Annotated in this window: 22 protein-coding genes and 1 pseudogene; 15 read left to right on the top strand and 8 right to left on the bottom strand. The window is 70.6% G+C overall.

What is annotated here, in order from left to right:
• Positions 1-27: 27 nt before the first annotated feature.
• Both ACQPZ4_RS49400 and ACQPZ4_RS49405 read right to left on the bottom strand, forming a co-directional pair.
• Entirely contained in the window at positions 28-792 is a 765-nt protein-coding gene (locus ACQPZ4_RS49400; RefSeq protein ID WP_433053206.1) for a CPBP family intramembrane glutamic endopeptidase, read from the bottom strand.
• A 65-nt stretch (positions 793-857) separates the two neighbouring features.
• Positions 858-1,970, bottom strand: a complete 1,113-nt coding sequence (locus tag ACQPZ4_RS49405) for a globin domain-containing protein (RefSeq protein ID WP_433053209.1) — start codon at positions 1,968-1,970, stop codon at positions 858-860.
• Between the two features lie 141 nt (positions 1,971-2,111).
• Between ACQPZ4_RS49405 and ACQPZ4_RS49410 the strand changes: the two genes are divergently transcribed.
• Together ACQPZ4_RS49410 and ACQPZ4_RS49415 are read left to right on the top strand one after the other, a co-directional pair.
• Positions 2,112-2,684 carry a pyridoxamine 5'-phosphate oxidase family protein gene (locus ACQPZ4_RS49410; RefSeq protein WP_433053212.1) on the top strand — a complete coding sequence of 191 codons (573 nt, stop codon included), beginning with the start codon at positions 2,112-2,114 and terminating at the stop codon, positions 2,682-2,684.
• Between the two features lie 264 nt (positions 2,685-2,948).
• Entirely contained in the window at positions 2,949-3,650 is a 702-nt protein-coding gene (locus ACQPZ4_RS49415; protein ID WP_433053216.1) for a peptide deformylase, read from the top strand.
• On the opposite strand, the gene ACQPZ4_RS49420 is transcribed toward ACQPZ4_RS49415, so the two are convergent.
• Both ACQPZ4_RS49420 and ACQPZ4_RS49425 read right to left on the bottom strand, forming a co-directional pair.
• A complete protein-coding gene (locus ACQPZ4_RS49420) occupies positions 3,647-4,318 on the bottom strand; it encodes an HAD family hydrolase (protein ID WP_433053219.1) in 672 nt (223 codons plus the stop codon). The two genes, ACQPZ4_RS49415 and ACQPZ4_RS49420, sit on opposite strands and share 4 nt — an antisense overlap.
• A gap of 230 nt (positions 4,319-4,548) precedes the next feature.
• Positions 4,549-5,502: pseudogene (locus tag ACQPZ4_RS49425) on the bottom strand (helix-turn-helix domain-containing protein); the annotation flags it as partial.
• Between the two features lie 359 nt (positions 5,503-5,861).
• Between ACQPZ4_RS49425 and ACQPZ4_RS49430 the strand changes: the two are divergent.
• The 5 genes from ACQPZ4_RS49430 (at position 5,862) to ACQPZ4_RS49450 (ending at position 9,171) form a co-directional block, all read left to right on the top strand.
• Positions 5,862-6,638, top strand: a complete 777-nt coding sequence (locus tag ACQPZ4_RS49430) for a hypothetical protein (RefSeq protein ID WP_433053222.1) — start codon at positions 5,862-5,864, stop codon at positions 6,636-6,638.
• Between the two features lie 60 nt (positions 6,639-6,698).
• Complete coding sequence (locus ACQPZ4_RS49435) at positions 6,699-7,553, top strand: MEDS domain-containing protein (protein WP_433053225.1); 855 nt, start codon at positions 6,699-6,701, stop codon at positions 7,551-7,553.
• Positions 7,550-8,470, top strand: coding sequence for an anti-sigma factor RsbA family regulatory protein (locus ACQPZ4_RS49440; protein WP_433053228.1), 921 nt, complete (start codon positions 7,550-7,552; stop codon positions 8,468-8,470). Before ACQPZ4_RS49435 ends, ACQPZ4_RS49440 begins: the two co-directional genes overlap by 4 nt.
• Before the next feature lie 335 nt (positions 8,471-8,805).
• Complete coding sequence (locus ACQPZ4_RS49445; protein WP_433053231.1) at positions 8,806-8,979, top strand: hypothetical protein; 174 nt, start codon at positions 8,806-8,808, stop codon at positions 8,977-8,979.
• Between the two features lie 18 nt (positions 8,980-8,997).
• Positions 8,998-9,171 (top strand): hypothetical protein, encoded by a 174-nt coding sequence (locus ACQPZ4_RS49450; RefSeq protein ID WP_433053234.1) that lies wholly within the window; start codon positions 8,998-9,000, stop codon positions 9,169-9,171.
• Between the two features lie 146 nt (positions 9,172-9,317).
• On the opposite strand, the gene ACQPZ4_RS49455 is transcribed toward ACQPZ4_RS49450, so the two are convergent.
• Positions 9,318-11,504 carry a carboxypeptidase-like regulatory domain-containing protein gene (locus ACQPZ4_RS49455; RefSeq protein ID WP_433053237.1) on the bottom strand — a complete coding sequence of 729 codons (2,187 nt, stop codon included), beginning with the start codon at positions 11,502-11,504 and terminating at the stop codon, positions 9,318-9,320.
• Positions 11,505-11,821: 317 nt separating this feature from the next.
• On the opposite strand from ACQPZ4_RS49455, the gene ACQPZ4_RS49460 reads away from it, so the two are divergent.
• The 5 genes from ACQPZ4_RS49460 (at position 11,822) to amcA (ending at position 16,702) form a co-directional block, all read left to right on the top strand.
• On the top strand, positions 11,822-12,175 hold the full coding sequence (locus tag ACQPZ4_RS49460; RefSeq protein WP_433053240.1) for a sterol carrier family protein: 354 nt from the start codon (positions 11,822-11,824) through the stop codon (positions 12,173-12,175).
• Between the two features lie 219 nt (positions 12,176-12,394).
• Positions 12,395-13,960 carry an amidophosphoribosyltransferase gene (purF, locus tag ACQPZ4_RS49465; protein ID WP_433053243.1) on the top strand — a complete coding sequence of 522 codons (1,566 nt, stop codon included), beginning with the start codon at positions 12,395-12,397 and terminating at the stop codon, positions 13,958-13,960.
• Positions 13,961-14,047: 87 nt separating this feature from the next.
• Entirely contained in the window at positions 14,048-15,202 is a 1,155-nt protein-coding gene (gene purM / locus ACQPZ4_RS49470; RefSeq protein ID WP_433053246.1) for a phosphoribosylformylglycinamidine cyclo-ligase, read from the top strand.
• A gap of 227 nt (positions 15,203-15,429) precedes the next feature.
• Positions 15,430-16,521: a cyclophane-forming radical SAM peptide maturase AmcB gene (gene amcB / locus ACQPZ4_RS49475; RefSeq protein WP_433053249.1), complete on the top strand. Its 1,092-nt coding sequence runs from the start codon at positions 15,430-15,432 to the stop codon at positions 16,519-16,521.
• Positions 16,505-16,702, top strand: a complete 198-nt coding sequence (gene amcA, locus ACQPZ4_RS49480) for a multiple cyclophane-containing RiPP AmcA (protein WP_433053252.1) — start codon at positions 16,505-16,507, stop codon at positions 16,700-16,702. Before amcB ends, amcA begins: the two co-directional genes overlap by 17 nt.
• A 2,241-nt stretch (positions 16,703-18,943) precedes the next feature.
• Here amcA and ACQPZ4_RS49485 read toward each other — a convergent pair.
• The gene (locus ACQPZ4_RS49485; RefSeq protein WP_433053255.1) at positions 18,944-19,168 is read right to left on the bottom strand and encodes a DUF3073 domain-containing protein; all 225 of its coding nucleotides are present in this window, start codon (positions 19,166-19,168) and stop codon (positions 18,944-18,946) included.
• Between the two features lie 230 nt (positions 19,169-19,398).
• Positions 19,399-20,457, bottom strand: a complete 1,059-nt coding sequence (locus ACQPZ4_RS49490; RefSeq protein WP_433053258.1) for a Glu/Leu/Phe/Val dehydrogenase dimerization domain-containing protein — start codon at positions 20,455-20,457, stop codon at positions 19,399-19,401.
• 143 nt (positions 20,458-20,600) lie between these two features.
• Between ACQPZ4_RS49490 and ACQPZ4_RS49495 the strand changes: the two genes are divergently transcribed.
• Together ACQPZ4_RS49495 and ACQPZ4_RS49500 are read left to right on the top strand one after the other, a co-directional pair.
• The gene (locus tag ACQPZ4_RS49495) at positions 20,601-21,440 is read left to right on the top strand and encodes a hypothetical protein (protein ID WP_433053261.1); all 840 of its coding nucleotides are present in this window, start codon (positions 20,601-20,603) and stop codon (positions 21,438-21,440) included.
• Between the two features lie 423 nt (positions 21,441-21,863).
• Positions 21,864-22,073, top strand: coding sequence for a BldC family transcriptional regulator (locus ACQPZ4_RS49500; protein ID WP_223099768.1), 210 nt, complete (start codon positions 21,864-21,866; stop codon positions 22,071-22,073).
• A gap of 111 nt (positions 22,074-22,184) precedes the next feature.
• Here the strand turns inward: ACQPZ4_RS49500 and ACQPZ4_RS49505 are convergent, their stop codons facing one another.
• Positions 22,185-22,574 carry a PPOX class F420-dependent oxidoreductase gene (locus ACQPZ4_RS49505; protein WP_433053264.1) on the bottom strand — a complete coding sequence of 130 codons (390 nt, stop codon included), beginning with the start codon at positions 22,572-22,574 and terminating at the stop codon, positions 22,185-22,187.
• Between the two features lie 101 nt (positions 22,575-22,675).
• On the opposite strand from ACQPZ4_RS49505, the gene ACQPZ4_RS49510 reads away from it, so the two are divergent.
• A complete protein-coding gene (locus ACQPZ4_RS49510; RefSeq protein ID WP_433053267.1) occupies positions 22,676-23,383 on the top strand; it encodes a glycosyltransferase family 2 protein in 708 nt (235 codons plus the stop codon).
• The last annotated feature ends 8 nt before the right edge of the window (positions 23,384-23,391 follow it).

A 23,391-nucleotide genomic window follows, 5' to 3' on the forward strand; every position in this document is an offset into this window, starting at 1 on the left:
CACTCAGCGTAATTGTCCGGATTTGTCCTATCTCAGGAATCCGAGATGATCCTTGAGCAGCGCGTACCCCACGAAGGACACGATGTCGAGGATCGAGTGCGCGATGATCAGCGGCATCACGCGCTGGGTGCGGCGGAAGAACCAGCCGAACACCAGCCCCATCACGAAGTTGCCGATGAAGCCGCCGAAGCCCTGGTAGAGGTGGTACGAGCCGCGGATCACGGCGCTCGTCACGACCGTCGTCCACCAGCCCCAGCCCAGGTCGCGCAGGCGGGTCAGGAGGTACGCGATCATCACGACCTCCTCGAGCACCCCGTTCTCGACGGCCGAGAGGATCAGCACCGGCACCGACCACCAGTGCGTGCCGAGCGCCTCGGGCACGATCTGCGCGCTGATGCCGAGCTGCCGGGCGGCCCACACCAGCCCGAGCCCGGGCAGGCCGATGAGCGCGGCCATCCCGACGCCGAACAGCAGATCCCGCCCCGGCCGGCGCAGGTCCAACCCCACCGCGAGGTCCTCGTGCGACTTCCGCAGCAGGTGTACCGCGAGCAGCGCCGGCACCACGCCCAGCCCGATGCCGGCCAGCTGGTACAGCAGGTCCAACCAGGGCCGGTCGGCCACCACGGTCGGGTTGAGCGTCGCGGTCTGCTCGGAGAGCGGCTTGACGTACGTCAGGCGATTGATGATGTTCAGAATCGCGTAGATCGCCGAGCTGCCCAGCGAGACACCGAGCACGAGCAGCACTTCACTCCGGATGCCACGCCGGTCGATCGCCGCGCCAGTGTCGATCACGGCGCAACTGTACTTTCCGAGCCGCGGGCGGGGCGGTCACCGCACCTGGACCGCCCAGCCCGCGCTCACATATCACCGAAGGCGTCGTACTTGATCCGGATCGCCGGGACCTGCAGCTCGGCGAGGGTGCGCAGGGTCGCCCGCACCATGGTGGGCGAGCCCGACACGAAGAAGTCGTGGTCGTTCCAGGGGCCGTAGCGGGCCACGATGTCGGAGATGTTGCCGTGCTCGCCCGGGAAGTCCGGGTCCTCGCTGGTCGCGGCGACCACCGACAGCCACGGGTAGCGGGCCGCGAGCCGGTTGAGGCAGGCCAGGTCGTAGAGGTCGTCGCGGTCCTTGGCGCCGAAGAACACGTGCACCCAGCGCGTGCGGTTGGCCCGGGTCATCTCCTCGATCAGGGCCTTGATCGGCGCGAGCCCGGTGCCGCCGGCCACGCAGACGATGTCGCGGGTCGAGCGCCGGTCGAGCGTCATCTGGCCCATCGGCGCGGCCAGGCGGATCATCTCGCCGGGCTGCACCCGGCGGACCAGGGCCGACGAGACCCAGCCGGCGCCGACCGCGCGCACGTGGAAGTCGAGCGAGCCGTCCTTGCGCGGCGCGTTGGCCACCGAGTACTGCCGCCACAGCCGCGGCTGGAACTTGGTCTCGACGCTCACGTACTGCCCGGCGCGGTACTCCATCGGCTGCATCGGCTTGCAGGTCATGACGGCGATGTCACGGCTGCGCCGCTCGTGGTACAGCACCTCGGCGTGCCAGTACGGCGGGTTGCTGGAGTCGGCGTCCGCCCCCTCGATCATGATCTCGGCGATCTTGGCGTACGCGTCGGTCCAGGCCTGGTCGTACTCGATGTTCCACTGGTCGCCCGCGTAGGTGCGCAGCGCCTCCATCAGCGCTTCGCCCACAACGTCGTAATGCTCTGGTTGCACGTGAAACTTCCGGTGATCCCGGCCGAGCGACGCCAGGTATTCGTGGAAGTGCTCGGGGTCGTCGACGGTCTGGATGGCCGAGACGATGGCACCCATCAGCCGGGAGCGCTGGACGTCCATGTGCACCGGGAACAGGTCCCGCAGATTCGGGTTGTTGAGAAACATGCGCGCGTAGAAGTAGCTGGCGAGCTTGTCCTGCTGCTCCTCGACGAGCGTCCAGCTCTCCTTCAGTAATCGCGACAGATTGCTCATCGGTGCCCTTCGCCGTCAAACGTCGGTGCCGTGGTGTCCATCAGCGTCACTACCTGCGGAGACCACGCATCGCACTGACTGTGCGACGACGGGTGTGCGGGACCGATATTCCCCGCGACGCGCCGGTGCGAAGCACTGGACATGCCAGTCGCATCCACCGAACGGTCGCGTCGCACCGGCTGTCCGGCTGGAATCGCCGACCGGTGCCAGGTTGTCTCCAGGCGCTCATCAACTCGGAGGTGTCCAGTGCCTGCCGCGTCAATCGACCATCGACCCGACCGCACCGTTCAGACCGCGCTCGACGAACGGATGCAGAGCTTCGTCCGCCGCCAGGAGATGATGTTCGTCGCCACCGGCGAACCCGACGACGGACACGACTGCACGTTCGTGACCGGCGGCGCGGGCTTCGTTCGCGTCCTGAGCGTGAATCGTCTCGCGTGGCCCGAGTTCGACGACGCGAGCCTTTCCACGGCGGTCGCCGACATTGCCCGGGATCCGCGCATCAGCCTGTTGTTCGTCGACTTCGCCCGCGGCGCGATCGGGCTGCACCTGAGCGGTCTGGCGAAGGTCCTGGACGACGATGCCATGCGCCGGGCGTACCGGCAGCTGAACCTCGACCCCTCTCTCGACCTGGTCGCGGACCGTCGCCCGGCCCGCTGGATCACCGTTTACGTGTCCGAGGCCTACCTCTCGGCGGCCGGCGAACTCGACTGAGCACCTTTGAGCACCGTCGAACAAAACGATACCTAAGCTCATAAGAATCGAACACATTCATTCACGTTCAACGAGACCTATAGGGGTTCACACCCGGCTCATCGCCACTCACACTGGGTGGATGGCGCTGAGCCGGGCCGTTGCATTTGTTCTGCACCCGTACGATTCTTCGCGCCGCGGCCCCGCCAGGCCGCGGCATTTTGCGCACTGGCTCGCGCCCATTCACGAGGCGATTGCAGCGACCCGCCCCTTGAAGGAGCACCGATGACCAGCGACGTGGCAGACGACCGCAAGACCGCCCCGGCCCCCGCGCCCCGCCGGCCCGCCGAGGGCGCCCTGTGGTCCCCCTCCTCGGACGGCCGGCCAGGCCCCGGAGCGTCGCCCGGAGCGGCCTGGCCCTCGCCGGGCGCCCGCCGCCCGCCCCAGGCCGGGGCCCGTCCCAGCGAGGTGATGGCCGCGCTGGGCATCGTGCAGCTGGGCGATCCGATGCTGACCCGGGGCACCCGCCCGTTCGACCTGCCGCGGGAGCGCGACGAGGCGCTGCGCATCCTGGACCGCCTGACGACCACGGCGGATGCGGTGATGAAGGTGCATGACTTCAGTACCGGTGCGATGGGCCTGGCGGCTCCGCAGATCGCCGAGCCGCGCTCGATCGCGATCTTCCGCGCGCACGGCGAGGAGCAGCTGGTGCTGATCAACCCGCGGGTGATCGAGATCGGCCCGTCGGCCCGCGCCGACTGGGAGGAGACGACGGAGGGCTGCCTGAGCTTCTTCGACTTCCGCTGCGCCCTGCGCCGGCCGCGGACGGCGGTGATCAGCTACCTGACGCCCGCGGGCGCGGAGGCGATCATCACCTTCGACCGGGGCCGGCTGGCCCGCGACGTGCTGCACGAGGTCGACCACCTCAGCGGGGTGCTGTGCATCGACCACGTGGAGCCGGGCGCACCCTCGCTGTCGATGGCCTAACGGGCTACCGGCTCCCGGTTGTCCCAGAGGGCGACCGCCCCGCGCAGGTCGGTCACGCCGACGTGCAGCAGCGACGGGGCCCAGGTGTGAGCCAGGTCGGAGCGCATCATCGGGGCGACGTTGAGCACCGAGCAGCCGGCCACGTGCGCGCTCGCCACCCCGACGGCCGAGTCCTCGACCGCGACGCAGTCCGGGCCGGCCAGGCCGAGGAGGTCCATCGCGGCCAGGTACGGCGCCGGGTCGGGCTTGGGCCGGTGCCCGTCGTCGCCGCAGACCACGGCGTCGAAGGTGCCCGGCCCGGCCTCGGCCAGCACGTAGCGCACGAGCTCGCGATAGGTCGACGTCACCAGCGCCACCCGCAGGCCCGCGGCGCGCACCGAGGCGAGCAGCGCGCGGGCGCCGGGCAGCCAGTGCACGCCCCGGGCGTACGCCTCCCGGACCCGGCGCTGGACGAACGCGACGTCGGCGTGCACGTCGAGGCCGGCCCAGCCGTAGTACCGGTGGATGCGTCGCATCGCCACCGTCGCGTCGATCCCGCTCAGGCTCCGCAGCAGCTCATCGGTGACCTCGGCGCGGCGGGAACGCACCAGGGCGGTGTTCGCGGCGGCCCAGATGGGCTCGCTGTCGATGAGCGTGCCGTCGAGGTCGAATAAGACCGCTTCCGCCACGCGGGCCATCGTAGCGACGGCTCGCGGGCGGTCTCACGCGGCGTACAACTTTTTCACGCTCAAGGTGTACGCATTGTAGCCGCACCCGTCGCGCACGGTGTCACACACGAGGTGCGGCACCCGAAAGAGGTCACGCCTCCGCCGGGCGCCGCGCGCGGTCAGGCCGAGAGCTGGTGCGCGGACGGCGGGACGAACGGCGGGTCGGGCCAGTCGTCCGCGTCCTCGACCGCGCCCTCGGGACGGCTGCCCCGGAAGCGCCACTCGAGCCGGTAGTAGTCGTGCAGCGTGGCCGCCTCGGTGTGCCAGGAGAACACCGCGCGCCCGTCGTCCGACAGCTCCTGCGTGATCGGCGTGCGCAGCGGGACCTCCTCGGCCGACAGCGACGTCTGCACGCCCCACACCACCGGGCGCATGCGGGCTGGGAACTCGACCTCGACGGTGAGGTGGCGGGTGGGCAGGCGGATGGCCCGCTCGAACCAGTTGCCCCACTTGTCGATGCCGATGTGCCACGAGTACGCGATGGTCGTGCGCTGCCCGGGGTACAACGGGAAACGCCCTTGCGCGTTCTCGAAGAGCAGCCACAGCTCCTTGAGGGTGTCGCGATCGGTCTTGGCCCGCCACTCCATCGGCTCACCGGCGCACGAGGCCACCAGCGACAGCTCGTCGAGCGACAGCGGGTGGTCGTGGTGGTGGCGGTTGGAGCGCGCCGGGTCGTCGGGGTAGCGGTCGACCGAGATCCGGACCAGGTACCGCGTGATCGGTTCCGTGCCGGCGTTGTACAGCGCGCGGCGGACCGTGCAGCGGTACTTCCCCTCGACATAGGACAGCCGCGCCGTCTCCCGCTCGACCACGAGCCCGGTGCCCGGCGGCAGCCACTGGTCCGGGACCGGCGGGTCGCGCCCGGGCACGCCCACGCGGCTGCGCGCGGTCGCCCGCAGTTCGTCGTACTCCTTGTATCGCTGCCAGACCGAGCCGCCGCTCTGCAGGATCGCCTCGGCGCGCCGCGCGAAGTCCTCGGTGGGGCGGTGCCGGCCGGCCTCCACGTGGCTGACGTACGAGGCGTCGAAGCCCATGGCCGCGGCCAGCTGCTTTTTGGACATGCCGCGCTCGACGCGCCAGCGTCCGAATTCTGCGACGAACGCCTCCGCCGCCCGTTGCACGGGAGATGGGTCGCTCGTGGTCATGTCCGGTCCAGCCCTACAGGGAGACGGCCCCTGTCCGGTTAGTGTCCACGAGTCCGGCTGTTGACCAGACTAGGGGGACAGATTCCTGACAAAATGGTTGACACCACCGCCGGATTGGTCTTGATCAACGCGATTCGGTCACCACCCGCTCGACCAGCGGTCACGCACCGTCACCGTACCCCTCCCGCCGAAGTGCGCACGAGTTATGCTGGTTAGGCTTACCTAATAGCTGTATCGTGGGCGCTTGGCTTGCACTTCTGGGGGTACGCAACGGTGGTGAGCACCAACAGCACGCATGCGCCGACCGCCGCGCCGCGGTTCCGGCTCACCGTGCCCCCGGCCGAAAACGGCGACCCAACGTGACCGCGCTCATCAGCCGCGAGGGGGTCGAGCCCCTTCGCCCGGTCGTCGCCACGCTCGCCGCGCTGCAGAATCGGCACGGCAAAGATTCACTCCAGGGGCTGGTGCCGGATCTTGTCGGCGCCGGCGGTCCCGAGTGGCGCCCCGCGGCCGACCTCGACGTGGCCGACCTCCTGGACACCGCGGCCCGCCGCTGGAGCGCCCAGCCGCACGCGGCCGCCGCGCTCGCGTGGAAGTGCTACTCCTACTGGTGCGCGCTGCCGGCGGTGCTCGGCTTCGCCGCCTCGCGCCGGGTCCCGCTGATGACGCCGGATCACGTGCTCGTGCGGTACAGCGAACCCAGGCCCTTTCTGACCCTCGCCCTGCGCGCCCCGGTGACGGCGGTGCTCGCCGACGACCCGATCGTGGCGACCGACGCGCCCGGGCTGCTGATCGTCGAGGACGAGGACGAGCTGCTCGGGGTGCTGCGGCGCTCCCTGGTCGACGCCCACCTGGACCCGCTCCTGGAGGAGTTCCGCAAGCGGGCGCGGCTCGGGCGGCGGACGCTGTGGGGCTCGGTCGGCTCCGGCGTGGCCTACGGTCTCTCCCGCGCGGCCGATTCCCTTCCCGGGCCGCTGCTCGAGACCGCGCACCGGCTGCTGCGGGTGCTCGACGCCGACGACCTCGTGGAGCTCTCGCCGCGGGACGGCGGCGGCCTCGACATCCAGCGCAAGACGTGCTGCCTGGCCTTCACGTTGCCGACGCCGAAGGTCTGCACCACCTGCTGTATTCGTTAGACGTTTCACGAACCACGCGCGTTGGGTAGACCGCGTAGGTTGAATCCCATCAGCGAACCGATGTCCGCCACGCACGCAGGGCGCGTCCGCCCTGGGGACCATCTCTGCCTGCCCTTCGCCAGCGAGGTCGAGCAGCGCGAGGTCGTCTCCGCCTTCATCGCGGACGGGCTGCGGCGGGGTGAGCGCGTGCTGTACTTCACGGACCGCACCAACCCCGAGGCCCTCGACGCGTGGCTCGACCCGCGCGGGGTGGACGGCGCGCTCGCGATCGCCCGCGGGCAGCTCGAGGTGCGCGGGGCCGACGGGCGCGACGGCTTCGACCCGGCCGAGGTGGTCGGCGGCATCCGGGACGCGGTGCGCGACGCGCGGGCGGCCGGGTTCCAGGGGTTGCGCCTCACCGGCGAGATGAGCTGGGCGCTGCGCGGCGTGCCGGGGGCGACGAAGCTGCACGAGTACGAGTCGGGGGTTTCCTCGACGGTCGTGGACTCGGGCGATCTGGCGGCCGTCTGCCAGTACGACGAACGGCTCTTCGAACGCGCGGACCTGACGCGTCTGGTGTCCGTGCACCACGGTGTGGTCTGCATCGACCCGCTGCACGACGACCGGCAGCTGCGGATCGTGCCGACGTATTCGCCGCGCGGGCTGCGCATCGCGGGTGTCGTCGATGACGCCACGGCCGCCCCGCTCGCCGACGCCCTGCAACAGGCGGCGGCCTGGCCGACCGGGGAGCCGGTGCTCGTGCTCGACCTCGCCGAGCTCACGTTCATCGACGTGGCCGGCATCCGGGCGCTGGTGCGCTTCGCCGAGTCGGTCGCGCCCGAGCGCCGGGTGCAGGTGCGCCACATGCCCACCGCGATGCGCAAGGTCCTGCACATCGCGCGCTGGACGCTGCCGGATGCGGACGAGTCGCCGTGAACCTCATTCATCAGGCGCTCGTGTTCGACTCGCCCGCCGCGTTCCTCGCGGCGGCGGTGCCGTTCGTGACCGAGGGCCTGCACCGCGGCGACACGGTCCTCGCCGTCACCTCCGACGAGAACGAGTCGCTGCTGCGCGAGCGGCTCGGCGCGGCCGAGGGCCGGGTCACGTTCCTGCCCGCCAACGGCTGGTTCGACTCCCCCGGCCGCACGCTCGACGCCCACCACCGCCGCATCGATGCGCTCCCGGGCCGCACCGGGATCCTGCGGGTCCTCGGCGAGCCGGTCTGGGCCGGGCGGGACGCGCTCGAGACGTCGGAGTGGGGCCGGTACGAGTCGGTCATGAACGTCGCACTGGCCGATGCGCGGGCGTGGGTGATGTGTGGGTACGACACCCGCAACCTGCCGACCGCGATCGTCGACGATGCCCGGCGCACCCATCCGGCCCTCGCGATCGGCGAGCACAGCGAGGCCAGCGCCACCTATGCCGATCCCGTTTCCTATTACGCCGAGCACAACGTCGCGCTCCTGGCCCGCCCGGCCAACGGCGTCGAATGGCTCCCCGATTTCACAGACATGGCTCCGGTACGGCAATTCGTCGCCGATCACGCCGAGCGCCTCGGCGTGCCGGCCGATCGCCTCGACGACTTCACGCTCGCGGTGAACGAGGTCGCGACGAATGCGATCCGGCACGGCGCCGGCCGCGGCCAGGTGCGCCTGTGGGCCACCGACCGGCGCGTGATCTGCGAGATCATCGACGAGGGCCGGGCCCGGGACAGCTTCCTGGGCTTCCTGCGCGCCGATCCGCAGGCCGGCCAGGGCCACGGGCTCTGGATCGCGCGGCAGATCTGCGATCTCCTCGAAATGCGCACCGGCGGGCCCGGCACCACGGTGCGCCTGCACATGCGGCGCGGGTAGACGGGCGGCGGCATCCCGCGCGGATACCGCCGCCCGTCCATTCTTTCTCGTGGCCACCCCCAGCGCACGAGAACGCAAATCCCTGTCTGCACCCACCCCTTTCGGTCGAGCAATTCGGCAATGCATTCACCTTGGCACCGGCGCGGTTCCGGACACCATCAGCGGTCCTGCTCGCTTCGGACGGGCGGACGGCGTACCCCGTTGGGATGAGCGATTCACTTACTCAGTGCGGCGTCATTGGGTACTCAGCTACTTCCGGGGGAATCCGGACGGTCGCCGTGTGCCGACTGTTCGTGGTCTAACGATCCGGTGGCGATCCGCGCACACTCTGTGTCGTGAGTATTCAAACGAGCAGCAGCGGCCACGTCGCCAGGCACCGGGCCGCCGGTCCGACCACCCGCATGCTGCGCAAGGTGCGCTGGCTCCGGGTGACGCACCCGCGGTACGCGGCCCCGGCGAGCCCCCAGCTCGACGCCGCCTGCCGCGCCGCCACACCCACCATCGAATAACCACGGGGATACGAGCACATGACGCGACGCCACACGAAGGTTCTGCGCCGGCCCGACGAGGACGAGTACGTCCCCCGGCACGCCGTCGACCTGCGCAACACCCGCAACGACCTCGAACTGCGCGAACGTTCGGACGCCGAGCAGAGCGCCGATGGGGATCTCGACCTCGCCGCCTCGGCTGAGGACACCTGATTATTTGCGCAAAAAAGAGGGGCGGATCTCCGGCCGCCCCTCTTTTTCGTACTCAGCTTTTGGCTATTGTCCAGCCAGTGTCGCTTTTGGCTGGTTGTCCAGCCAGTGTCGCTTTTGGCTGGTTGTCCAGCCAGTGTCGCTTTTGGCTAGTCGTCCAGCCAGTCGAGCGGGCGTCGGTTGCCGCCGCTGCCGCGGCCCTGGGAGCGGGCGTCGTCGTAGTCGCCGCCGCCGTTGGGGCCGTAGCCGCCGCGGTCGTCGTAGTTGCCCGCCGGGCCGCCGCCGGGGCCGTAGCCGTTGCCGGCCCGCGGGGGCTCGGGAACGCGCTCGTAGCCGTCGCGCTCGTAGCCGGAGGCCGGCTCGTAGCCGCCGCGGCCCGCGTAGGGGCCGTCGCCGTAGCCCTGGTTGCCCTGGCCGTCGTAGCTTTGGTTGCCCTGGCCGTCGTAGCCGCCGCGGTCGCCGCCGCCGTTCGGGCCGTAGCCACCGCGGTCGCCGCCGGCCGGGTTGTAGCCGCCGCCCGCCGAGGGGCCGTCGCCGTAGCCCTGGTTGCCTTGGCCGTAGCCGCCGCGGTCGTCATATCCGCCTTGGCCGCCGCCCGCCCCGGGGCCGTAGCCGCCGCGGTCGTCGTAGCCGCCCTGGGCTCCCTGGCCGCCGGCGCTCGGACCGTAGCCGCCGCGGTCGGCGCCGTAGCCTTGGCCGCCGCCTTGACCTTGACCTTGACCGTAGCCGCCGCGGTCGTCGTAGCCGCCTTGGGCACCGCGGTCGTCGTACCCGCCGCCGCCGTAGTTGTTGCCGCCGGCTGAGGGGCCGTCGTAGCCGCCGCGGTCGCCGCCGAAGCCGCCGACCGACGCGGGCGGGCCCTCGTAGCCGCCGCCGCGCTGGCCGCCGCCGTAGCCGCCGCCCGCGGAGGGGCCGTCGCCGTAGCCCTGGTTGCCCTGGCCGTCGTAGCCGTTGGCGCCGCCGCCGTAGCCGCCGCCCTGGCCGCCGCCGTAGCTGTTGCCGCCGGTCGCCGGGTTGTTGTTGTAGCCGTTGTTGTTGCCGGCGTCGTAGCGCTGGGTCGCGTCCGGGTAGCCGCCGCCCGCGCCGCCGCCGTTGTAGTCCGGGGCGTACGGGTCGACCGCGGGGCCGGGGGCCGGGCGGCCCTGCGCGCCGTAGCCGTTCGCGCCGCCGCCGTTGTACCCGCCGCTGGCGAAGCCCGCGCGGTCGTCGTAGCCGCCGGCCGACGGGTAGCCGCCCTGGCCGGGCGGGGGCGCGCCGTACGGGTCCGGCGGGACGTCGTCGAAGACGCCGCGGCCGGGCCGCACGATCGCGGTCGCGTCGTTGCTGCCACCACGGTTGACCATCGTCGCGGCCGGGCCCATCGCGCCGACCATCGTCGGGTCGGGACCCTGCCCGTAGCCACCGGGGCGAACGCCACCCGGGGCACCGCGGCGCGGGGCCGGCTCGTCGTTCTCGTCATCGTCGTCGTCATCGCCGCGGCGGCGCAGCAGCAGCACGATCGCCACGATGCCGAAGCCGACCAGCAGCACGCCCAGCGCGATCAGGATCCAGGAGACCCCGCCGCCGCTGTCGTTGGAGGCGTTGTTGGTCTGGGTGTTCTGCGGCACGACGCCGTTGGCCGACTGGTTGTCGATGATCGCCGGGTCGTTCGCGGTCGGCAGCGGGGCCGCCGACTGCGTGTCCGCCAGCACCGGCAGGCCGATCTTGAGCTGGGTGTTGGCCTTGCCCGCCGTACCGGTGATCTGCTTGGTCTCGTTGTCGAAACCGCTGGCCCCCGCGGTGATCGTCAGGGTGCCCGGCGCGATCGGGTTGGCGTCGGTGCCGGTGAACTTGAACGTGCCGTTGGTCGGGGTCTGCAGCTGGCGCCGCTTGCCCGCGCCGTCCTCGAGCACGACCGTCGCGCCGCCGACGGCCTTGCCGGTCGCCGAGTCGGTGATCGTGCCGGAGACCTCGGTGACCGTGGTCGGCGCCGCCTGCGTGGTCGGGGCGGCCGCCGCGGCCTTGAGGGTGACGTTGAAGCCCTTGGTGTCGGAGCCGCCGGCGGTGATGATCGCCTGGCCGCCGCCCGACTTGCTGCCCCCGGCCGGGATCGAGCTCTGCGCCGGCGGGGAGATGCCGATCGGCAGGTTCTTCGTCGCGCCGATCGCCAGCGAGTCGATGTCGCAGCTGGTGCTGGTCGTGCCGTCGGAACAGCCCGCCGGCTTGCTGGAGATCGTGAGGCCGAGATCACCGGGAATGGTGATGGAGACGGTGACCTTGCCCTCAGTCGGCGCATCACCGGTGTTCTTGATCTGAATGTTGACGGTCTGCTGTCCGGCGCCTACGGTCAGTTGCACATCTGGCGCACTGCTCACCACGACATTGGGGCCGGCGGCGTAAGCCGGGGCCGTAATGCCGAACAGAGCGCCTGCGGCCAGTACAGCCACCGTCCCCGCCCTGAACAGCAGGGCTCGTCGGTGCGCAGTCACGTCCACACCCCTCCGGATCTTGACTTTCACCCGAGCTTCGCTGCCGAGCATGTCTGTCTATGGTCCAACATGCGAGCGAGGCTCGCCTTGCATGGTGCGCCGCAGCAAACTATGCCCTGTCGGCCGGGGTCGGCGAAACCCGCAGCGTCTTGCGATGCGCCCACACCCGGTCGTATCGTCCGGCTATGTCCAGTCCGCACCGATATTCCGACACGGTGCAATGCGTCCTTGATGCCCTGAACGGCGGACTCGATCCGGACCGGATCGCCGTGCGCGACGCCGTCCGGGAACTGCTTGCCGACCTGCGGTCACGCGCACCCGGACGTTCGGTGGAGGTGCGGATTCCTCCTTATGGCGCGATTCAGTGCATCGAGGGGCCGAGACATACGAGAGGTACGCCACCCAACGTCGTGGAGACCGACCCGGTCACCTGGATCGAGATCGCCACGGGCCGGAAATCGTGGCATGAAGCCGTCACCGCCGGGAAGATTCGCGCCAGCGGGATTCGCGCGGATTTATCCGGCTATCTTCCCTTGTAACCGGGCAAATCCTGGGGCACACTCCTCACCAACGGCCTTCGATACGTCGCTCTGCGTCATGCCCGAAACCTCGCGTACACTGGCTCCCGCGACGGCGACCCAGCTTGTGGCGTCGACCAGCCCCCGGACGGTTCGCCATCCGTCGGACCGCGTCCATCCCAGCGCCACCTCCCCTTTGGTCTTCAGCCACCCCGGCAACTGCGACGACAGGAGCGGCACGTGCCCCGAGGCGATGGCCGGTTGAGCCACGAGCTCGACCCCCAGCGTCCAGGTCCTCAGGACGAATGCGGTGTGTTCGGCGTCTGGGCGCCGGGCGAAGAGGTCGCCAAGATGACCTACTACGGGCTGTACGCGCTGCAGCACCGTGGTCAGGAAGCGGCCGGCATCGCGGTGTCCGACGGATCCGGTGTGGTGGTCTACAAGGACCTCGGCCTGGTGTCCCAGGTCTTCGACGAGCCGACCCTGGCGAGCCTGCGCGGGCACATCGCGATCGGCCACGCGCGCTACTCGACCACCGGCGGCTCGACGTGGGAGAACGCGCAGCCCACGCTGCGCTCGACCCGCGCCGGCGACGACCGGGCGGGCACCACGATCGCGCTCGCGCACAACGGCAACCTGGTCAACACCGCGGAGCTGGCCCGCCGGGTGGCGGAGCTGCCCGACGTCGAGCCGGACGCGATCAACTCGACCAACGACACCGCCCTGGTGACGGCGCTGCTGGCGGCCCGGCCCGACCTCTCCGTCGAGGCCGCGGCGCTGGAGGTCATGCCGACCCTGCGCGGTGCGTTCAGCTTCGTCTTCATGGACGAGGACACCCTGTACGCGGCGCGCGACGTCAACGGCGTCCGCCCGCTGGTGCTCGGGCGCCTCGAGCGCGGCTGGGTCGTGGCGAGCGAGACCGCGGCGCTGGACATCTGCGGCGCCAGCTGGGTTCGCGAGATCGAGCCGGGCGAGCTCATCGCGATCGACGAGCACGGGCTGCGCTCCAGCCGCTTCGGCACCCCGGATCCGAAGGGGTGCCTGTTCGAGTACGTCTACCTGGCCCGCCCCGACACCACCATCTCGGGGCGCAACGTGCACGCGGCCCGCGTCGCCATCGGCCGCACGCTGGCCAAGGAGCACCCGGTCGAGGCCGACCTGGTCATCCCGGTCCCCGAGTCCGGCACCCCGGCCGCGATCGGCTACGCCACCGAGTCCGGCATCCCGTTCGGCCACGGCCTCGTCAAGAACGCCTACGTCGGCCGGACCTTCATCCAGCCCTCGCAGACCATCCGCCAGCTGGGCATCCGGCTCAAGCTCAACCCGCTGCGCGACAACGTGCGGGGCAAGCGCCTGGTCGTCGTGGACGACTCGATCGTCCGCGGCAACACCCAGCGGGCCATCGTGCGCATGCTGCGCGAGGCCGGGGCGATCGAGGTCCACGTGCGGATCTCCTCGCCGCCCGTGAAGTGGCCGTGCTTCTACGGGATCGACTTCGCCACCCGGGCCGAGCTGCTGGCCAACGGCCTCGAGCTCGAGGGCATCCGCCGCTCCATCGGCGCGGACTCCCTCGGCTACGTGTCCCTGCCGGGCCTGATCGCCGCGACCGAGCAGCCCGCGACCCGGCTCTGCAGCGCCTGCTTCGACGGGCAGTATCCGATCGAGCTTCCGGCCGACCACGTGATCGGCAAGCACGTGCTTGAAGGCGTCGCGCGCGCCGCTGGGGCCGCCGCGACCACGAACGACGGCGGCGCTCCGAGCGTCGCGAGCAGTGTTGGCGGTTCGGGCGCGCTGCTGCGTCCGTAGGGTTGGGGTGCGCGCCTGCGCCCGCAACCGCCGCCACCGACGACATATCGCGGTGCCACCGCCGCAGAGGCAATCAAAGGGGAGAAAGTGACGCACGTGGACGAGCGCGCCGACAAGACCGGTCAGTCCGGTCAGGGCAGCACCCCCGAGCGGCAGCTGTGGAGCGCCGGCAACGGCCGGAGCCGCCGCAAGACCGTGACGTACGCGGACGCGGGTGTGTCGATCCACGCCGGCGAGCAGGCCGTCGAGCTGCTGCGCACCAAGGTGCACCGCACCCACCGGCCCGAGGTGATGGGCGACATCGGCGGGTTCGCCGGGCTGTTCCGGCTCGACCTCAAGAAGTACAAGAGCCCGATCCTCGCCTCGTCGACCGACGGCGTCGGCACCAAGCTGGCCATCGCGCAGGCCCTGGGCATCCACGACACGGTCGGCATCGACCTCGTCGCCATGGTCGTCGACGACCTGGTGGCGTGCGGGGCCGAGCCGCTGTTCCTGCTCGACTACATCGCCTGCGGCGAGGTCGTGCCGGACCGCGTGGCCGAGATCGGGGCCGGGATCGCGGACGGCTGCCGGTACGCCGGCTGCGCCCTTCTCGGCGGCGAGACCGCCGAGCACCCGGGCGTGATGCGCCCCGACGAGTACGACATCTCGGGCACCGGCGTCGGCGTGGTGGAGGAGGACGCGATCCTCGGCCGCGACCGGGTCGAGGTCGGCGACGCGGTGATCGCGCTGCGCTCCACCGGCCTGCACTCCAACGGCTACTCGCTCGTCCGCCACGTGCTGCTGGGCGCCGGCCGGATGCGCCTGGACAGCGTGATCGACGAGTTCGGCAAGCAACGGACCCTCGGCGAGGAGCTGCTCACCCCGACCCGGATCTACGCCAAGGACTGCCTCGACCTGATCAAGGAGAGCGAGATCCACGCGTACGCCCACGTCACCGGCGGCGGCATCCCGGGCAACCTGTCCCGGGTCCTGCCCGAGCACCTCGACGCCGTCGTGGACCGCTCGACCTGGCGCCCGCAGCCGATCTTCGAGCTGGTCCGCACGAAGGGCCGCATCGAGGACATGGAGATGGAGAGCACCTTCAACATGGGCATCGGCATGATGGCCGTGGTCTCCGCCGAGGACGCCGACCGCACCCTGGCCTTCCTGGCCGGCCGCGGCCTCGACGCCTGGCAGGTCGGCGAGGTCATCGAGGGCACCGGCACCGTGCAGATGGTCGGCTCGCACACCCGGGGCTGAGTTTTCCCTTCCGCGCGGACTTTCGCGGGGGGCTGGTTTCTTTTCGCGGGGGCGGTCCACCGGTGCAACCGGGACCGCCCCTTTGCGCGTTTCAGTAGTGCGGGTTGTGTCGGAATGTGCGAACTCTCGCGCGGGACTTACCGCGGCGCTGCGTTGCACCTAGGCTGGTGCGACACGTCCCTAGGGTCTGGGCCTGTGAGGAGGACGGGGCGGTGTCGTGGAGCGGCATGCAAGGCATCTCGCCGGTCCCCGGCTACGTGGTCATGCAGCCGACGACCCTGTGCAACCTCGACTGCACCTACTGCTACCTGCCCTTCCGCTCCCGCCAGGACCGCATGTCCCCGGCCGTCGCCGCGGCGGTGGCCGACTCGGTGAACCCCTGGGCCGCCGCCGACGACCGCTTCTCGGTCGTCTGGCACGCGGGTGAGCCCCTGGCCGCCGGCCGAGCCGCCCTGGCTTCACTCATGGCCCCGTTCGCCGGCGTGGAGCACCACATCCAGACCAACGCCACCCTGATCGACGACGCCTGGTGCGACTTCTTCGCCACCCACGCCGTCCGCGTCAGCATCAGCGTCGACGGCCCGGAACGCCTGAACGGCCAGCGCGTCAACAAGGCCGGCCAACCGACGTACCGCACGATCCTGCGCGGCATCGAAGCGCTCCGCCGCCACGCCGTGCCCTTCTCCGCACTCTGCGTGGTCAGCGACCCGCGCCCCGGCCTGGCCTCGGAGCTGTACGAGTACTTCCTGGACCTGGGCTGCGACGTCCTGGGCATCAACATCGAGGAGCAGGAGGGCGTCAACGCCCGCCCGAACGCCTTCGCCGACGACGCCGTTCGCGCCTTCTGGTCCGAGCTGGTGGCCGCTTGGCGCCGCGACCCAAGAATCCACGTCCGAGAGATCGAGTGGACCTTGCGATACGCAGGCGCCGTCCTATCCAACCGCGCCGACGGCATCCTCCCCGGCACCCTGGACCCGATCCCAACCATCGCCGCGGACGGTCGAGTCTTCCTGCTCTCCCCCGAACTCGCCGGCTTCACCGACCCCCGCTACGGCGACTTCTCCTCAGGCAACGTCCTGACCACACCGCTGTCGACGATCCTCAGCGCCGCGGCGACCTCGGCCCCCTGGATCGCCGAGTACCTGCAGGGCGTCGAGTCCTGCCGCCAGACCTGCCCGTACTTCGGCTTCTGCGGCGGCGCCCACGCAGCCAACCGCTACTTCGAACACGGCCGCTTCGACGGCACCGAGACCAACCACTGCCGCAACAGCAAGATTCGCCTTCTGGAGGGAGTGCTGGACCATGCCGGATCAAGCTGACCCGCTCACCGAGCGCGTCCACCGGGCCGCCGACGGCCTACGGACCCTGCTCGAAGAGGCCGCCACCGCAAGAACGGCAAGGGCCGAAGCCTCAGGCGAGGACGGCTCAAGCGCGGTGTGCGCCTGGAACCACTTCGAGAACATCCCGACCTTCTACAACTGGAACAACCGCCCCAGGTAGCCGCACCCGCTCCCTCCGACGCTCCTTCCCCGGCGCCAGGCACGGCGGCCCTCCGCTAGCTGGAGACACCCCCACCGCCAACTCCACGCCGCGCCCCTCCCTGCCCTCTGCACGTCCCCTGGCAGCCCGAAGCGCACCACGCCGCCCGTTGGCCGCCCAGCCTGAAGCGCGCCACGCCGAACGTGCGCCGCGCCGCTCGTTGCCCGCCCAGGCCGAAGCGCACCGTGCCGAGCTGCGCCGCGCGGGCAGTTGCCCGCCAGGCCGAAGCGCACTGCGCCGAGGCTTGTTGCCCGCCCAGCCTGAAGCGCACCACGCCGAACGCGCGCCGCGCCGCCTAATTGCCCGCCGAGGCCGAAACTCCCCACGCCAAGTGGGCCACGGCTCGTTGCCAGCCCGGGCCGAAGCTCGCCACGCCGAGGTGCGCCGCGCGGCTCGTTGCCCGGCCGGTGTCCTCGCGATCGGGCTTCGGAGCCAAGGTGCTTTGCCTGCTCGGGCTAACCCGTTCGAGCGCACGATCCAGCCGCCGGTGCCCGCTGGCCGCACGAGCGCCAGCTGCCACGCCGGCCAAACCGCCAGCGCCGGCCGCCCCATCGCCGGCTCGCCGTCCGCACGAGCCACCGCAACAGAGCTGCCGCCACGCACACCTGATCGCCGGAGCCCGCCGTCCGCACGAGCGCCAGCCGCCATTCCGGCCAGCCCGCCAGTGCCGGCCGCCCCATCGCTGGCTCGCCGTCCGCACAAGTCACCGCGACAGAGCTGCCGCCGGCGCCCACCTGACCGCCAGCGCCGCCGCCCCATCGCCGGTCCGCCGTCCGCACGAGCCGGCGCGACAGAGCTGCCGCCACCGCGCTGCCGCCACCGCCGACCTGAACCGCCGGCGCCCGCCGTCCGCGCAGGCTCCAGCAGCCACGTCGATCTGACCGTCGGCGCCCGCCGTCCGCGTGGGCTTCGGCGGCCATGCCAGCCCGGCTGCCGGGTGCTCGCCGTCCGCACGAGCTCCCGGCCGCCACGCGGCCTCGGCTGTCGCCGGCTCGCCGTCCGCACGAGCTCCGCGACTGCCACGCGAGCCCCAAACCCTCGCTGCCGCTCGCCGTCCGCGCGTGCGCTCAGCTCAGGAAGTGGCCCACCAGGGAGCGACCGCGGCCACACGCACCCTCAGATCGCCGCCTCCTAGGGGGACCGGTCACCCCGCCGGCTGCGTCGATCCGGGGGAACGCCTGGCCCAAACACCCCTGGCCACCGAAGGCGTTTGTGGTCGTTCCGTCCGATTCCAACGCGGTCAGACTATCGGCGGGGTACGACAAAAAATCCCGCCGCCGTCCCAACATCTGGACAAGCGCCGAGCGGGAAGCAGGAGCGGGGCGGACCAGGGTGTGGCCAGGGCGGGACCGGGCGTGGCCAAGGCGGGCGAAACCGGGGCGCGGCGTGGCCAAGCGGTGGCGACCGGGGCACGGCGCGGCCAAAGCGGGGGCAACCAGGGCACGGCGCGGCCAAAGCGGGGGCAACCAGGGCACGGCGCGGCCAAAGCGGGGGCAACCAGGGCACGGCGCGGCCAAAGCAGGGACAACCAGGGCACGGCGCGGCCAAAGCGGGGCGACCCATGGCGCGGCCAGGGCGGGTTCGACCAGGCGTGGCGTGGTCAGGGCGAGCGTGCCTGTGGTGTGGCCAGGGCAGGCGCGACAGTGGCGCGGTCAGGGCCGGCGTGACCGTGACGGGCGGGACCGGGCGTGGCGTGCCCAGGACCGACCCGGGACATGGCCAGGGCAGGAGCAGCGCCAGACCGAAAGCCCAGCGCGCAGCCCCGCCGAGAGGCCCCGCCACAGCGATCACGACGCAGCCGGAGCGCGAGCCAAAAGATGTAAGGACCACGCCACCCAGCCCGCGGAGGGCACGGCAAAGGTATCGATGGCGCGTGGCCGTACCCCAAGCAGCCAAGGACAAGCGTCAGCGCACGTCAAAGGCCAAACTGGGGTGTAAGGGACAAGCCCCACACAGGAGGCGGTGCACCAATGCACCGCCTCGCGAGGGGCGCCCCGTGCCGGAGTCAGGTGGGAAGCAGACCCAGGCGACGGCTACGCCGAGACACCCGCATGGCGGGCCGTCGAGAGAACGGCCAGCCGTGCGGGTGCTGTGGACACGACTCGGGCACGTGGTAGTCCACGTGCCCGCGTGCCGGGTGACGCCTCAGCCGAGCCGACCACGGCGGCGAAGCCAGGTCGGGCCAGACTGGACGCACGATGGTCAACGACCCCGTGAGCGCCAATCACTGTCGCTGGAGGGGTTGTCGTAGTCGTCCTCGTCGTCAGCCTCTTCGTCGACTCCGTCTATCTCGGCGTAGTCGTCGCTTGACTTAGGGCTACCCGCCGCGAGCTCGCGCTGCAACGCTTCGAGGTCGGTGTTAGGTGAGTGATATTTCAACTCCCTGGCCACCCTAGTCTGCTTGGCCTTCGCACGGCCGCGCCCCATGGCTCGACCCCCTCGCACAGAATTACGGGGCAGCCATTACCGGCAGGCCCCGACAACGTCAGGCATCTCTCGTGGCTCTTACGGTACATGTCGCGGGCACCTTTCGGCATCTCGCCCCTACCGACCATTTCGGTGGCGTTGCTTACCCGACCGGACCGGTCGGGTTCCCGGCGGGTAAGCACCACCGTGGTCGTCGGGTCGTCACGTCCGCAACGAGCCCCCGCGCATGGTTACACCAAGATGGTACGGAGCCTGCCGACGTCGGCCATCCGCCGTTCGGCGAGGCGGTCGGCGGCCAGCGCCGGCGGTACACCCTCGGCTGAAGCAAGTTCCAGAATCTGCTTGGTGGTGTCGTAGATCCGTCCCGCACGTTCCTTGGCCCGGGCGAAGTTGAAGCCCTCAATCTCGTCGGCCACCTGGATGACCCCGCCGGAGTTGACCACGTAGTCCGGGGCGTACAGCACGTCCCGCTCCGCGAGCAGCTTCTCGATGCCGGGGTGGGCCAGCTGGTTGTTGGCCGCCCCCGCGACGATCTTGGCGCGCAGGAGGGGGACCGTGTCATCGTTGAGGGCGCCGCCGAGGGCGCACGGGGCGTACACGTCGATCGCCGACGCGATGAGCTCCTCGTTGCCGTCGACGAGGTCGACCTGGGGGTACGTCGCGCTCGCCCAGTCCCGCGCCCGCTGCGACACGTCGGTGGCGACCACCGAGGCGCCGTCCTCGAGCAGGTGCTTGGTCAGGTGCTTGCCGACCTTGCCCAGCCCCGCGATGCCGACCCGGCGCCCGGCGAGCGTCGGGGTGCCCCAGCGGTGCTCGGCCGCGGCCCGCATGCCCTGGAAGACGCCGTAGGCGGTGAGGACCGACGAGTCACCCGCGCCGCCGTGGGACTCGGAGCGGCCGGTGACGAACCGGGTCTCCTTCGCCACGATGTCCATGTCCTGCACGTACGTGCCCACGTCGCACGCCGTGTAGTAGCGCCCGCCGAGGGACTGCACGAACCGGCCGTATGCCCGCAGCAGTGCTTCGCTCTTGTCCTTGTCGGGATCTCCCCAGATGACGGCCTTGCCGCCGCCGAGGTCCAGACCCGCCAGGGCGTTCTTGTACGCCATGCCGCGGGAGAGTTCCAGCACGTCGTGCAGGGCCTCGTCCTCCGACGCGTACGGGTAGAAGCGCGTGCCACCCAGCGCCGGTCCGAGCGCGGTGGAGTACACGGCGATGATGGCCCGCAGGCCGGACTGGTGGTCGTGGCAGTACACGACCTGTTCGTGATGGCTGGTGAAGACGGCCATGGATGCTCCCGGGGCGATGGCGGCCCGTCCTCGTGAGACGGGGCCGCGCGCGAAGTGCGGTGAGTCGACCCTAACGCCGACACACGGACACCGGTTCCAGGGCGCCTTCGCGTCGTTCGGCCGTTTCGTGCGACGATCGGGCCGTGCCGTCGCTCTTCGCGTCATACCTGCGGGTGTACGAGCCGCTGGCCGCCTTCGACCGCGACCACCAGCTGTACTGGCGTCGCTACGTCAAGGAGGGCCGCGCGGTCGCGCTGTCCGACGGTCCGGTGCGCCAGCGCAGCGCCGTGATGGAGGCGCTCGGGGCCGGCTGGACCCGGCTGCCGGCCCTGCCCGAGGAGGCCTACGTCCTCGAGGCCGACGACACGCTGCTCGTCTGCCCGTGGAACCTGCGCATCCGGGTGGCCGAGGCGGCGCTGACCGCCCGCGACGGAGTTCCCAGCGTCATTGCCGATGCGTTTGTACCTCCAGTGCTCGCCGGCCTCGCGCAGACCATCGTCGACGACTGGCGCAGCGGCGACCACGTGCTGGAGCGAGGTCTGCCACGGGTCCACGAGCAGGTCGCCACCTGGGGCGTGCCACTGCGCTGGTTCGTCTTCGTCGACCTGGAGGAGCGCGAACTGTCGCTGCGCCCCGGCCGGCGCGTCCTGCGGTACCGCACGGAGATCTCCAAGGCCCGCCGCCGCGCCCACCGCGCCTATGCGGTCCTGCGGCGCGCGATGGGCGACGCGCCGATCACGGTCGCCGTGGAGGAGACCGCCCGGTGGCTGGAGGAGTTCCACTCGCGCTCGATCGTCGAGCTCGACTACGGCGGCCTGGTCGGCCTGATGTCCGACGAGGCGCTGGCGGCCGACGACTCGCCCGGCCTGGTATCGGCGGGGCTGTCGAACGTGGCGCGCGGCGACGCCGACGCGGCGACCGAGGTGTACGAGAAGCTCGTCGAGCGCTGGCGCTCCGTGCAGCTGCTGGAGCGCTGCAACTAGGGGCCCTTGGGCCCTTGGGCCCTCTCGAACCGCGGACCTGAGTCATGTTCTTGCTCTGGGTCAAGATTTTGACGGTGCTAAATGCCCGATTCGTCACCCACCCGATCGGGTGTCACCCTCCGCAACCGAATCGCACCTCGTTGGTGTCCGTTATGCCGAATACGGGGGTGTTTGTGGGCTAGCCGTCACCCCGAAGAGTGAGCTAGATTCGTGGTTGATCGCTCACCCTCCGTCAAAATGAGTCCGAATTTATCCGGTTTTGCGGTGTCAAAATCGGAAAATTCACTTATTCATCATCCGTCCATACAGGGACCTTCAGCCGTTCGGCCCATGTCGGACATCGGGGACTAGCCGGACCATAGGAAACGCGTCGACCGGCGGGACCCCGGCCGGCGTTCCTGGGTACCTGTGGAGGAGTGACCGATGCCATCTCGCACGCATGAACCTGAGCCGTTGCTAACGCCGGCTGAGGTCGCGTCGATGTTCCGCGTCGACCCGAAGACCGTCACCCGTTGGGCGAAGGCGGGCAAGCTGAGCGCCATTCGGACGCTGGGCGGTCACCGTCGCTACCGGGAGTCGGAGGTGCGGGCCCTGCTCCAGGGCCAGATTCCCACGCAACGGACTGGCGACTGACGCCGACAGTACCCTCGGTCGACCGCCATCGCCAAAACGACACGACTTCTTACCGCAACGCGCTCGGATCGTCACCCCCCGGTGATCCGAGCGCGTTGCTTTTTCAGCCGATCAGGTCAGCGTGATCCGGATGCCCACGGTGCCGTCGGCGCCGCGGCGCCGGACGCTGAACCAGACGTACACCCGGCCCAGCAGGCCGTATTTGCGCTTGATCAGCTCGCGCACGACCGGGCCGCCGTCCGGGCCGAGCACGGTCGCGTGCCCGGGAACCGGCTCGCCGGTCGGCTTGCCCCGGACCGTGCACGGCGCGACGGTCACGGTGCCGTCGCGGCGGATGCGTTTCACCTTGCCGGAACCGGCCGCCGTCCACACCATCAGTGCGTCGCCGTCGCGGGCCGCCCACACCGGGGTCGGCACTGGTGTACCGTCCCGGCGGAACGTCGTCACCAGGAGATACTGTTCCTCGCCCAACCGTTCCACCGAGGCGGATGCGTTCGTCATACGACACAAGGTACGAGCGCGCCCTCCTGCGCGGGAGGGTCACGCGCCAGGGTGACGGGCAGTTACTCTGGTGGTCCAGTCAAACGCCCACGGAGATCGTGATGAAGCTGTCGATTCTGATGCCGGTCTACAACGAGGAAGTCCGCGTGGCCGACGCCGTGAAGCAGGCGTTGGACGTGGATTACCCGACCGACATCGAATTGGTGATCGTCGACGACGGCAGCCGGGACCGGACGGCCGAGATCCTCGGCGGGCTGACGGACGAACGACTGCGCGTGATCGTCCACCCGCGCAACAAGGGCAAGGGCGCGGCGATCAAGACCGCCGTCGAGAACGCGGCCGGCGACTACATGGTCATCCTGGACGCCGACCTCGAGTACGACCCGCAGGACATCCCGAAGCTGCTCGAGCCGGTGCTGGACGGCCGCGCCACCGTCGTCTACGGCAATCGCACCTTCGGCTCGCACAGCTCCTTCTCGTTCTGGTACGTGATGGGCAACAAGGCCGTCACCACCGCCGCGAACATGCTGTACAACTGCTACCTCGGCGATCTGGAGACGTGCTTCAAGCTGATGCCCGTCTCGCTGTACCGCTCGCTCCAGGTGCGCTCGGCCGGCTTCGGCATGGAGGCCGAGGTGACCGGCAAGCTGCTGCGCAACCGGCACCGCCCCTACGAGGTGCCGATCAGCTACCGCGCCCGCACCCGCGAAGAGGGCAAGAAGATCACCTGGAAGGACGGCGTCGAGGCGCTGTGGATCCTGTCGCGCGAACGCATGCGCAAGCCGTCCCGCACGATCGGGACCTCCTGAGCATCGGG

Source organism: Dactylosporangium sp. CS-033363, from assembly GCF_050942475.1.
In the GTDB taxonomy this organism is placed as follows: Bacteria; Actinomycetota; Actinomycetes; order Mycobacteriales; family Micromonosporaceae; genus Dactylosporangium.